Annotated in this window: 11 protein-coding genes; 2 read left to right on the top strand and 9 right to left on the bottom strand. The window is 66.9% G+C overall.

The features are described 5' to 3' along the window. Positions 1-71: 71 nt before the first annotated feature. Together gudD and FA90_RS10345 are read left to right on the top strand one after the other, a co-directional pair. Positions 72-1,424, top strand: coding sequence for a glucarate dehydratase (gene gudD / locus FA90_RS10350; protein WP_036168525.1), 1,353 nt, complete (start codon positions 72-74; stop codon positions 1,422-1,424). Positions 1,425-1,449: 25 nt separating this feature from the next. Beyond that, positions 1,450-2,259 (top strand): NAD(P)-dependent oxidoreductase, encoded by an 810-nt coding sequence (locus tag FA90_RS10345; RefSeq protein WP_036168523.1) that lies wholly within the window; start codon positions 1,450-1,452, stop codon positions 2,257-2,259. A 23-nt stretch (positions 2,260-2,282) separates the two neighbouring features. Here FA90_RS10345 and FA90_RS10340 read toward each other — a convergent pair whose 3' ends face one another. The 9 genes from FA90_RS10340 to FA90_RS10300 form a co-directional block, all read right to left on the bottom strand. Beyond that, entirely contained in the window at positions 2,283-3,431 is a 1,149-nt protein-coding gene (locus tag FA90_RS10340) for a PilT/PilU family type 4a pilus ATPase (protein WP_036168521.1), read from the bottom strand. 130 nt (positions 3,432-3,561) lie between these two features. After that, positions 3,562-4,386: a 2,3,4,5-tetrahydropyridine-2,6-dicarboxylate N-succinyltransferase gene (gene dapD / locus FA90_RS10335; protein WP_036168519.1), complete on the bottom strand. Its 825-nt coding sequence runs from the start codon at positions 4,384-4,386 to the stop codon at positions 3,562-3,564. Between the two features lie 66 nt (positions 4,387-4,452). Further along, positions 4,453-5,673, bottom strand: a complete 1,221-nt coding sequence (gene dapC / locus FA90_RS10330) for a succinyldiaminopimelate transaminase (RefSeq protein WP_036168517.1) — start codon at positions 5,671-5,673, stop codon at positions 4,453-4,455. Positions 5,674-5,790: 117 nt separating this feature from the next. Continuing rightward, a complete protein-coding gene (locus FA90_RS10325) occupies positions 5,791-7,128 on the bottom strand; it encodes a diguanylate cyclase (RefSeq protein ID WP_036168516.1) in 1,338 nt (445 codons plus the stop codon). Between the two features lie 277 nt (positions 7,129-7,405). Beyond that, complete coding sequence (locus FA90_RS10320) at positions 7,406-8,599, bottom strand: PLP-dependent aminotransferase family protein (RefSeq protein WP_036168513.1); 1,194 nt, start codon at positions 8,597-8,599, stop codon at positions 7,406-7,408. A 244-nt stretch (positions 8,600-8,843) separates the two neighbouring features. Continuing rightward, positions 8,844-9,302 carry a RidA family protein gene (locus tag FA90_RS10315; protein ID WP_036168511.1) on the bottom strand — a complete coding sequence of 153 codons (459 nt, stop codon included), beginning with the start codon at positions 9,300-9,302 and terminating at the stop codon, positions 8,844-8,846. A 125-nt stretch (positions 9,303-9,427) separates the two neighbouring features. Continuing rightward, complete coding sequence (locus FA90_RS10310; protein ID WP_051971684.1) at positions 9,428-10,534, bottom strand: PEP-CTERM sorting domain-containing protein; 1,107 nt, start codon at positions 10,532-10,534, stop codon at positions 9,428-9,430. 93 nt (positions 10,535-10,627) lie between these two features. After that, entirely contained in the window at positions 10,628-11,065 is a 438-nt protein-coding gene (locus tag FA90_RS10305; protein WP_036168508.1) for a YciI family protein, read from the bottom strand. Then, positions 11,062-11,547: a VOC family protein gene (locus tag FA90_RS10300; RefSeq protein WP_036168507.1), complete on the bottom strand. Its 486-nt coding sequence runs from the start codon at positions 11,545-11,547 to the stop codon at positions 11,062-11,064. Before FA90_RS10300 ends, FA90_RS10305 begins: the two co-directional genes overlap by 4 nt. Between the last annotated feature and the right edge of the window lie 128 nt (positions 11,548-11,675).

The raw sequence follows: 11,675 nt of genomic DNA, 5'->3' as shown, positions 1-11,675 counted from the left end.
GCCTATACTAAATGGGTCTTGTAAGACATCGTACAACTAAGGTTGGCCTGCCCGCCAACGTGGAGACAGCATTGGACAAGCAAGCTGCAGCAAACCCCGCCGGCGCCCCGGTCGTGCGCGCGATGCGCGTCGTGCCCGTCGCCGGCCAGGACAGCATGCTGCTGAACCTGAGCGGCGCGCACGGCCCCTGGTTCACGCGCAACGTCGTCATCGTTACCGACAGCGCCGGGCGCACCGGCCTGGGCGAAGTGCCGGGCGGCGAGGCGATCCGCAAGACGCTCGAAGACGCATGTGAACTCGTGGTCGGCAAGACCATCGGCGATTACAACGCCATCCTGAACGCGATGCGCAGCCGCTTCGCCGACCGCGACGCCGGCGGGCGCGGCCTGCAGACCTTCGACCTGCGCACCACGATCCACGCGGTGACGGCGGTGGAGTCGGCGCTGCTCGACCTGCTCGGCCAGTTCATGGACGTGCCGGTGGCGGCGCTGTTGGGGGAAGGCCAGCAGCGCGACGCGGTCGAGATGCTGGGCTACCTGTTCTACATCGGCGAGCGCGCCAGGACCACGCTGCCGTACCGAGGCGACGCCGACGCCGAGGACGCATGGCTGCGCCTGCGCGACCAGGCCGCGCTCACGCCCGAGGCCGTGGTGCGCCTGGCCGAAGCGGCGCACGCGCGCTACGGCTTCAACGACTTCAAGCTCAAGGGCGGCGTGTTCAGCGCGGATGCGGAGATGGACGCGGTGCTGGCCCTGCACGAGCGCTTCCCGCACGCGCGCGTGACGCTCGACCCGAACGGCGCCTGGTCGCTGGCGGAGGCCGTGCGCGTATGCCGCGACAAGCACGGCATCCTGGCCTATGCCGAAGACCCGTGCGGCGCCGAGAACGGTTTTTCGGGGCGCGAGGTGATGGCTGAATTCCGCCGCGCCACCGGCTTGCCGACCGCGACCAACATGATCGCCACCGACTGGCGCCAGATGGCCCATTCGATCCAGCTGCAATCGGTCGACATCCCGCTGGCCGACCCGCACTTCTGGACCATGCAGGGTTCGGTGCGGGTGGCCCAGCTGTGCCAGATGTTCGGCCTGACCTGGGGCTCGCACTCGAACAACCACTTCGACATCTCGCTGGCCATGTTCACCCACGTCGGCGCCGCCGCGCCGGGCAAGGTCACCGCGATCGATACCCACTGGATCTGGCAGGACGGCCAGCGCCTGACGCGCGAACCGTTGAAGATCGAGGGTGGCATGGTCCGCGTGCCCGACAAACCCGGCCTGGGCATCGAGCTGGACGAGGCGGAGCTCGAGAAGGCGCACCAGGCGTACCGGAACATGGGCCTGGGCACGCGCGACGATGCGGTCGCGATGCAGTTCCTGATCCCGGGCTGGACCTTCGACAACAAGCGGCCGTGCCTGGTGCGCTGAGCCGGCGCGGTAGAGAGATACGACGATGACCAAACCGTTCAAACGCATCCTGTTCACTGGCGCCGCCGGCAACCTGGGCCGCCGCCTGCGCGCGCGCCTGCACGAATTCGCCGACGTGGTGCGGCTGTCCGACATCGGGGACATCGGCCCCCTGGCCGCGCACGAGGAGTTCGTCCGGTGCGACCTGGCCGAGCGCGACGCCGTGCTGCGCATGTGCGACGGCGTCGACGCCATCCTGCACTTCGGCGGCATCTCGACCGAGGAAGAGTTCGCGCCGATCATGCAGGCCAACATCCTCGGCGTCGTCAATTTGTACGAGGCGGTGCACAAGCTCGGTGTCCGGCGCGTGATCTTCGCCAGCACCAACCACACGATGGGCATGTACAAGTCGACCGACCTGGTCGACGCGACGATGCCGACCCGGCCCGACGGCTACTACGGATTGTCGAAGGTGTTCGGCGAACAGGTGTCGCGCTACTACTGGGACCGTTTCGGCGTCGAGACCGTGTGCATCCGCATCGGCTATTGCTGGCCCGAGGCGACCAATTACCGCCAGATGTGCACCTGGCTCAGCCTGGACGACCTGGTGCAGCTGCTGCACCGCTCGCTCACCACGCCGCGCGTGGGCCACACGATCACCTTCGGCATCTCGGACAACCCGGGCAAGTGGTGGGACGACCGCCACGCGGCATTCCTGTGCTACCGGCCGAAGGACAGCTCGGCCCAGTTCGCGCACAAGCTGCCGGCGGCGATGAGCTTCCCGCCGGCCGACGACATCACGACCTTCTTCCAGGGTGGGGTGTTCCTCAACAACGGGCCGAAATACAAGCCCTGAGACAAACACTGACGTTCGGCCGTTCAGTTGTCCAGCGTGAACTCGGTGAACGACGGCCCGGCCGGCTCCTGCGCCATGGCCGGTGGCGGCTCTTCCTGCCTGGCCAGGCTGTCCGGCCCGTTGTTGATCAGCCAGAGCAGGTTGGTGGCCGAATCGGCGTTGGCCAGCGCTTCCTCCTGCGTGACCAGCCCGGCCTGCACCAGCTCGAGCAGCGCCTTTTCGAAACTTTGCGAACCCGGCGAGAGGCTCTTGTCCATCGCGTCCTTGATCTGGCCGATGTCTCCCTTTTCGATCAGGTCGGCGATGTAGCGCGTGTTGACCATGATCTCGACCGCGGCCTGGCGCGGTCCGCCGCCCTTGGCGCGCACCAGGCGCTGCGAGACGATCGCCTTGACCGCGGACGAGAGGTCCTGCAGCAGCGCCGGACGGTTCTCGATCGGGTAAAAGCTGATGATGCGGTTCAGCGCGTTGTAGCTGTTGTTGGCGTGCAGCGTGGCCAGCACCAGGTGGCCGGACTGGGCATAGGCCAGCGCCGCGGCCATGGTCTCCTTGTCGCGGATTTCGCCGATCAGGATGCAGTCCGGCGCCTGGCGCATCGAATTTTTCAGCGCGACCTCGAAGCTGGCGGCGTCGCTGCCGATTTCGCGCTGGTTGACGATCGCCTTCTTGTTCTTGAACAGGTATTCGATCGGGTCTTCCAGCGTCAGGATGTGGCCGGGGCGCTGTTCGTTGCGGTGGTCCAGCATCGAGGCGATCGTGGTCGACTTGCCCGAGCCGGTGGCGCCGACGACCAGCAGCAGGCCGCGCTTTTCCATGATCAGTTCGGACAGCACCGGGGGCAGGCCCAGTTCGCCCAGCGGCGGGATCGTCGCCGGCACGAAGCGGAACACCGCCGAGATGGTGCCGCGCTGGCGGAACGCGGACAAACGGAAGCGGCCGAGATTCGGGACCGAAAGTCCCATGTTGAGTTCGTTCTCGCGCTGGAGCTCGGTCATCTGCCCGGGCGTCGCGATCTCGGACAGCAGCGACTCGATGTTTTCCGGCTCGAGCTTGTGCTGGTTGATCGGGATCAGGTTCCCATTGATCTTGATATGCACCGGGGAATTGACCGCGAAGAACATGTCTGACGCGTTCTTTTCCTTCATCAATTGGAACAGGCGTTCCATGGCCATGGCTTCTCTCCCTTGCTGCGCGGTAATTTTAGCGTTCGGGGGATTCTACCTTGCGGCCGATGCCAGCGGGTGCCGGTGTTGCTTGTCGGGCGGGGCCGCCGAGGCCGGCGTACCCGCCCAACAACATCGCTTACACGCCGCGCAGCAGCTCGTTGATGCCGGTCTTCGAGCGCGTCTGCGCATCCACGCGCTTGACGATCACGGCGCAGTACAGGCTGTACTTGCCGTCGGCGGAGGGCAGCGAGCCCGACACGACCACCGAGCCCGACGGCACGCGGCCGTAGGTGACTTCGCCGGTTTCGCGGTTGTAGATCTTGGTCGACTGGCCGATGTACACGCCCATGGAAATGACCGAGTTCTCTTCGACGATCACGCCTTCGACGATCTCCGAGCGCGCGCCGATGAAGCAGTTGTCTTCGATGATGGTCGGGTTGGCCTGCATTGGCTCGAGCACGCCGCCGATGCCGACGCCGCCCGACAGGTGCACGTTCTTGCCGATCTGGGCGCAGGAGCCGACGGTGGCCCAGGTGTCGACCATGGTGCCTTCGTCGACGTAGGCGCCGATGTTCACGTAGGACGGCATCAGGACCACGTTCCTGGCGATGAAGGAGCCGCGCCGCGCGACCGCCGGCGGCACCACGCGGAAGCCGCCCTTGGCGAAATCTTCCGGGGTGTAGTTGGCGAACTTGGTCGGCACCTTGTCGTAGAACTGCACGTCGCCCGAAGCGATCGGCACGTTGTTCTCCAGGCGGAACGACAGCAGGACGGCTTTCTTGATCCACTGGTTGACGACCCAGCTGCCGCTGTCCTTCTGGGCGACGCGCAGGCTGCCGTCGTCGAGGCCGGCCAGGACGTGGGCGACGGCGTCGCGCACTTCGGCGGAAGCGCTGGACGGGCTGATCTCGGCACGCTGTTCCCACGCGGTGTCGATGATGGTCTGGAGTTGTTGAGTCATGATATGTCTACGTTTCAGGGTTGGATCGATGGGATGCGGATGCGGCGTCTTCTGGCGCGGACGCTCTCAGTTGCGTTTCAGGTCCGTGCAGAATTCGACGATGCGGTTGGCCGCTTCCAGGCCTTCGTCGACCTCGGCGACCAGCGCCATGCGGATGCGGTCGCGGCCCGGGTTGGTGCCGTGCGCGTCGCGCGCGAGGTAGCTGCCGGGGAGGACCGTGACATTATATTCGGCGTACAGGCCCTTGGCGAACTCGGTGTCCGACAGGCCGGTACGGCGCACGTCGGCCCACAGGTAAAAGCCGGCGTCGGGCAGCTCGACGTCCATCACGCCCTTGAGCAGCGGGGTGATCAGGTTGAACTTCTCCCTGTACAGGTTGCGGTTCTCCTGCACGTGGGCCTCGTCGTTCCAGGCGGCGATCGAGGCGGCCTGGATCACCGGCGACATGGCGCCGCCGCTGTAGGTGCGGTACAGCAGGAATTTCTTGAGCACGTCCGGGTCGCCGGCGACGAAGCCCGAGCGCATGCCCGGCACGTTCGAGCGCTTCGACAGGCTGGAAAACACGACCAGGTTGGCGTAGGGGCGTGGACCGGCGCTGCGGCCGAGCTGGTGCGCTGCTTCCAGCGCGCCCAGCGGCGCTTCGGCGCCGAAGTAGATCTCGGAATAGCACTCGTCGGCGGCGATCACGAAACCGTAGCGGTCGGACAGCGCGAACAGTTCCTTCCAGTCCTCGAGCGAGAGCACGGCGCCGGTCGGGTTGCCCGGCGAGCACAGATACAGCAGCTGCACGCGTTCCCACACGTCCGCCGGCACCGAGGAATAATCGCAGGCGAAGTTGCGCGACGGCTGCGAGTTCACGAAGTACGGCTCGGCGCCGGCCAGGTAGGCTGCGCCTTCGTAGATCTGGTAGAACGGGTTCGGGCTGAGCACCAGCGCGCCCGGGCGGCTGGAATCGATCACGCAATGGGCGATCGCGAACAGCGCCTCGCGCGAGCCGTTCACCGGCAGCACCATCGTGGCCGCATCGAGCGGCGGCACGCCGTAGCGGCGCTCCAGCCAGCCGGCGATCGCCGCCCGCAGCGGATCGCCGCCATGGGTGCTGGGATAGTTCGCCAGGCCGGCCACGGCATGCGTCAGCGCCTTCTGGATGAAGGCCGGGGTCGGGTGCTTCGGCTCGCCGATGCCAAGGCTGATGTGGGTATGGTCGGGATTGGGCGTGACGCCGGCAAACAGCTGGCGCAGCTTTTCGAACGGGTAGGGGTGCAGTCTGTCGAGATGTGGATTCACGGCGGGTCCGGGCTGGTCGAGATGCGAAAGAACGTCAGAAGAACGTCAATTATAGCCATGCCGGGCGGTTGCTGCCGCCTTGGCCAATCCGGCCCGGCCGCGGGTCGGACGGGACGATCAGTGCAGCGCCGCGTTCTTGACCGCATCCCAGGCGGTGCCGACGCGCGCGGTCTCGACGCGGTTGCGTCCGGCCGCCTTGGCCGCGTACATGGCGCGGTCGGCGCACACGAACAGGTTGTCGATCTCGTCGAGCTGGGTCGGGACGATGGTCGCCACGCCGACCGAGACCGTGATCCAGGGCGAGGTCGGCGAGCGCGGGTTCGGCACCTCGAGCGCCTCGATCGCGGCGCGGATCGTCTCGGCCAGGCGCGCCGCATGCTCGAGCGGCGTCTCGCCGAACAGCAGCACGAACTCCTCGCCGCCGTAGCGCGCCGCCAGGTCGGTCGGGCGCGCCGCGTGGCCGGCCAGCGCCTGCGCCACCTGTTGCAGGCAGGCGTCGCCGGCGGCGTGGCCGAGGGTGTCGTTGTACAGCTTGAAGTGGTCGACGTCCAGCACCACCAGCGACAGCGGCTGGGCGTTGCGCATCGCGCGCTGCCATTCGCGCTCGAGGAAGCCGTCGAAGTGGCGCCGGTTGGCGATCTTGGTCAGCGGGTCGAGCAGGGCGGCGCGCTGCAGCGCGTCCTCGGACTGCTTGTGATGGGTGATGTCGTGCAGCAGGGCGACGAACAGGCCGTCGTCGGCGTGCATCGGCGTCATCGTGAGGTCCATCGCGCGCAGGCCGCCGTCGCGCTGGCGGATCAGGACTTCGCGCGTACCGTGACCGCCCAGCTCCTCGATGCCGATGGGGACGTCGGCGCCATCCTCGAGCGACAGCAGGTCGGACAACAGGCGCCCGACCAGCTGTTCCGGCGCATGGCCGAGGTAGCGGTCGCAGGCCGGGTTGGCGTACTGGATGCGCCCGCTGCGCTCGACGATCAGCAGGCCCTGGTCCATGCTGTTGACGATCATGCGCAGGCGGTCGGCCTGTTCGCGCTGGGTGCGGGTGCCGTTGGACAGGCGCAGCTGGGCGCGCACGCGCGCGCAGACTTCTTCCATGCGCAGCGGCTTGGGAATGTAGTCGGCCGCGCCGATGTCGAAGCCGGCCACGATGTCGTCGGTCTCGCCGCGCGCACTCATGAAGATCACCGGGATGCGCGCGGTGGCGGGGTGGGCCTTCAGGCGGCGGCAGGCTTCCAGGCCGTCAATGCCGGGCATGACGACGTCGAGCAGGATCAGGTCGGGCTTGACGCGCTGGGCGATGTCGACGGCGCGTTCGCCGGAGGTCGCAACGAAGGTCTGGTAGCCTTGCCGGACCATCATCGAACGCAGTACGCCCAGATTGTCCGGTGCGTCGTCGACGATCAGGATGGCAGGTCGCCGCGAGGCGACGGACAGCGCGTTCAGGAGGTTGGTCATTCGGTAACTCGGGGCCGTACAATGAGTAAGCGAACAAGATGATACACCTCAGAACCGTGCCGGCGCGCAATTAATTACTTTGTGAACAGAAAACGTTGTGACGCGGATGCAACTTGCATTTGTCGACTGCGTTCGACAAATGTTGGCGCTGGAGGAAGACGCTGTGGAAGGGCGGTGGCGAGGCGATGCGGGAGGGCGGTCCGGCCAGGGTGATGCCGCTGACCGGACGCGATGATACGGGACGGGCGGCGCGGACCGGTCGGCCCGCGCGCGGGAATTACAGCTGGTCCTTGATCAGCTTGCCGAGCACCGCGATGCCTTCGCGGATGCGTTCCGGCGGCACGGTCACGAACGACAGGCGCAGCGTGTTGATGGCCGGTTCGTTGGCGTAGAACGGCGCGCCCGGCACGAAGGCGACGCGCGCGGCGATCGCCTGGTCGAGCAGGGCTTGCGCATCCATGTGCTTGGGCAGGTTGACCCAGATGAACATGCCGCCTTCCGGACGGGTCCAGGTCACGCCTTCCGGGAAATGCTCGTCCAGCGCGTCCAGCATCGCCTGGCACTGGTTGGCGTACAGCGTGCGGATGGTCGGGATGTGGCGCTGCAGGAAGCCGTCCTTGACGACTTCATGCACGACCATCTGGGTCAGCTGCGCGGTGTGCAGGTCGGCGGCCTGCTTGGCCAGCTCGAGGCGGCGCACCAGCGGCAGCGGGGCGCACACGTAGCCCAGGCGGATGCCCGGGGTCAGCACTTTCGAGAACGAACCCATGTAGATCACGCCGTCCGGGTTCATGTTCAGCATGCGCGGCATCGGCTCGCCCTTGTACGACAGCGCGCCGTACGGATCGTCCTCGATCAGCGGCAGGCCCAGGCGCGCGCAGGTCTCGACCAGTTCGCGGCGGCGCTCGAGCGACAGTGAGCGGCCGGTCGGGTTCTGGAAGTTCGGCAGCGCGTACAGCAGGCGCGCGCCCTTGGCCACGGCCTCCAGCGAGGACGGCACCAGGCCGTGGTCGTCGGTCTCGACCGACTTGAATTCGGGACGGTAGACCGAGAACGCCTGGAGCGCGCCCAGGTAGCTCGGGGTCTCGACCAGCACGCGGCTGCCTTCGTCGATCATGACCTTGCCGAGCAGGTCGAGCGCCTGCTGCGAGCCGGACACCATCAGGATCTGCTCGGGCAGGATCTTGCAATCCGGGGTGGACAGGGAATCCGCAATCCATTCGCGCAGCGGCGCGTAGCCGTCGGTCGGACCGTACTGCAGGGCCTGCTTACCGGCCTCACTCAGCACCTTGTCGTAGGCGGCCTTCATGACGTCGACCGGGAAGGTGGCCGGGGAAGGCAGGCCGCCGGCAAAGGAGGTGATCTCCGGGCGCTGGGTGATTTTCAGGATTTCGCGGATCGCCGAGCTTTGCAGCTGCTGCGCGCGTTCCGAAAACTGCCACTGGATGGGATTGGGATTTTCGATTTTCATTACAAGTCTCACAGGAAGGACGGCGTGGTGCGTCGGCCATTATAAGGCAGCTGGATGAGCCGCTTGACGAAAAGGCGCGCTTTGTGGACCCGCCTTCGGAATATCTTGACTATTAATATAGTACCGGGGGATGCGAAAACCGTCGCGAGCGGCGGCAGTTTCGCTCGAGAAGCGCAGCCGTACTTATGGTACGGCGAGCATCGCAGAGCGAAAATGCAACGCGCAGCAGGTTTGCGCGCCCCCTTCAGACCTCGACGATCATCTCGATCTCGACGCAGGCGCCGCGCGGGAGCGCCGCCACGCCGAAGGCCGAACGCGCGTGCTTGCCGGCGTCGCCGAACACTTCGCCCAGCAGTTCCGAGCAGCCGTTGGTGACCAGGTGCTGGTCGTTGTAGTCCGGGATCGAGGCGACCAGGCTCATCACCTTGACGATGCGCTTGACGCGGGTCAGGTCGCCGCCGACCGCTTCCTGCAGCGTGCCGATCAGGTCGATGGCGACGTCGCGCGCAGCCGACTGGCCCTCGGCCGTGGTCTTGTCCTTGCCCAGGATGCCGCCGTTGATCGAGCCGTCGGCGTTCTTGGCGATGTGGCCGGAGATGAAGACCAGGTTGCCGGTCTGCACGTACATGACGTAGGCGGCCGCCGGGGTTGCCGGCGCGGCCAGGGTGATGTTCAGTTCTTTGAGTTTGTCGTAGACGGACATGGAATCCCCAGGGATGCGTGAAAGGAAAGCCGGTATTGTACGACTTGCCAGCCGCGCTGCCCACTGCGCCGGCCTGGAGGCGCCGGCGCGGTCCGATTCAAGTCCGCAAGGCCATGCCCGCATCGTCAAGCCACCCGCGCGCGCGTATGCGTACGCGCAGCACGGCGCCGGCCGGCCGCCACCACGGCCAGCCCGGCGGCGAGCATCGCTCCGGTGGGCGGTTCCGGCACCGGCGACAGCAGCACCGACGAACAGCTGCCGCCCAGGCAGGCGGTGCCGAGGATCTGGCCGGCTTCGTTGATGTCGTAGGCATCCGTCAGCTGCCAGCCGCCGCCCAGGCTGATCAAGCCGTTCAGGTCGACCAGCACGCCGCCCTGGTACAGGAAGGCGTGCAGCGTGCTGCCGTCGGCCAGGTAAGAGTTGCCGACGACGGCGCCCAGGTTGTTGATGCCGAGCGCCTCGGCCTGGAGCCCGCCGAGCGAGCCCAGGTCGAGCAGGCTGCCGCCACGGTACAGAAAAGCGTGCCGGGCGGCGTCGCCGGTCAGCTGCGACCAGCCGACCACGTCGCCGTCATCGTTCAGGGCGCTGCCTTCGCTGCTGGTGCCGCCCAGCGTGCCCAGGTCCTGCAGGCTGCCGCCCTGGTAATAGAAAGCATGGGTCGGCTGGTTCAGCGCCGGACCGTTGAGCGAGGCATAGCCGGTGGCGGCGTCGTGGTTGTTCAAGCCGGTGAGCACGCTGTAGTCGCCACCGAAAGTGCCGATGGTCTGGAAGCCGCCGCCGGCGTAGACGAAGCCGCGCAAGCCTTCGCCGACCGGCGGCAGGGCGGTGCCGCCGACCGCGCCGCCATTGTTGATGGCCGGTGCGTAGGAATTCGGGTAATCCACCGGCAGCAGGGCGCCGATATTGGTCAGCGTGCCGCCGCGGTAGGCATAGGCACTGCCGCCGAATTGCGGGCCGAGGCTGCCGGCCACGTCGCCGGCGTTGTTGATGACCAGGCCGGTGCCCGGCCCCAGGGCGCCGGCCAGGCTGGACAGCGTGCCGCCGGCGTAGATGGCCGCAGCGCCGCCCGCGCTGCCGACCACCTGGCCGGCATCGTTGATGGCCGAGGCGTCGAAGCCGGCCGGCAGGAAGCTGAGCGCGTAAAGCGGATCGGCGTGGGCGCTCGATGCGCCGGCCAGCAGGCAAGCCGCTGCGGCGGCAGCCACGGCGGTCATACGCGTACGCGAAATCATATCGGTCCTCCGGAGTGGGTGGGAGTCCCGATGATTACCCGGAATGAGTAGGCAACATCTGCGCGCGCTCAGCTTGATGCAAGATGGTTGAGATCAGGGCGCATCGACCTGGCTGCGCAACTGTTGCTCGCGCGCGCGCAGGTCGGGCGTGAACGCCTCGCCGAAATCGTCGCCCGAAAACAGTTGGCGGATTTCGATCTCGGCCGCGCCTTTTTCGAACGGATGCGGGCAGCGCTGCATCCAGTCGATCGCTTCGTCGAGCGTGGCGACGTCGATCACCCAGAACCCGGCCATCAGCGCGCCCGCATCGTCGAAGGGGCCGCGCGCCATGCTGCGCTCGTCGCCGTCGCCGTCGCCGTCGATGCGGATGCGCGCGCCCCGGGCGCTCGGGAACAGGCCCTCGGCCGCGCGCAGGATGCCGGCCTGGGCCATCTCTTCGTTGAAGCGCGTCATGGCGGCGATCAGCGCTTCGCCCGGCATGGCGCCGGCCTCGTACTCGGCATTGCCTTTTAATATGACGATGAATTTCATGGTTGTCCTCCCGCCATGGCGGCCATGGCTTGCTGCATCTCGTCGATGGAAACTTCGCGCTGGCGCATGGCGATCGACCAGCGGTGCCCGAACGGATCCTGCACCTGGCCGTAGCGGTCGCCCCAGAAGGCGTCGGCCAGCGGCATGGTTGGCGCGGCGCCGGCGGCGATGGCCTGGTCCCAGGCCGCGTCGGCGTCGGGCACGTACAGGTGCAGGTAGACCGGCGTGCCCTGCAGCGCGAGCGGATCGCGCGAACCGTATTCGGGAAAATGGTCGGCCAGCATGATGCGCGCATCGCCGATGCGGATTTCGGCATGCGCGATACGGCCGTCGGGCGTGGCCATGCGGCCGAGTTCGACCGCCCCGAACGCTTGCGTATAAAACGCGATGGCCTGGGCGGCGCCGGCGCAGACCAGGTGCGGGGTGACGCTGTGATAGCCCTCGGGAATCGGATGCACCGAGGACCGGGATGCTTGTTGCATGCTGTGTCTCCTTGGGTGTGGTGGGGTTGGACAGCGAGGCATGAACGGCGACTGCCGCAACGATACCGTATGTCGACCTGTATCAAATGTCGAGCAGATTTTGTCAATACGCATCCTAGCAAAGCATT

It is taken from the genome of Massilia sp. 9096, from assembly GCF_000745265.1.
Taxonomy (GTDB): Bacteria; Pseudomonadota; Gammaproteobacteria; order Burkholderiales; family Burkholderiaceae_D; genus Telluria.
The sequence above is the reverse complement of the archived record's forward strand: the minus strand, read 5'-3'. Positions and strand labels throughout refer to the sequence as shown.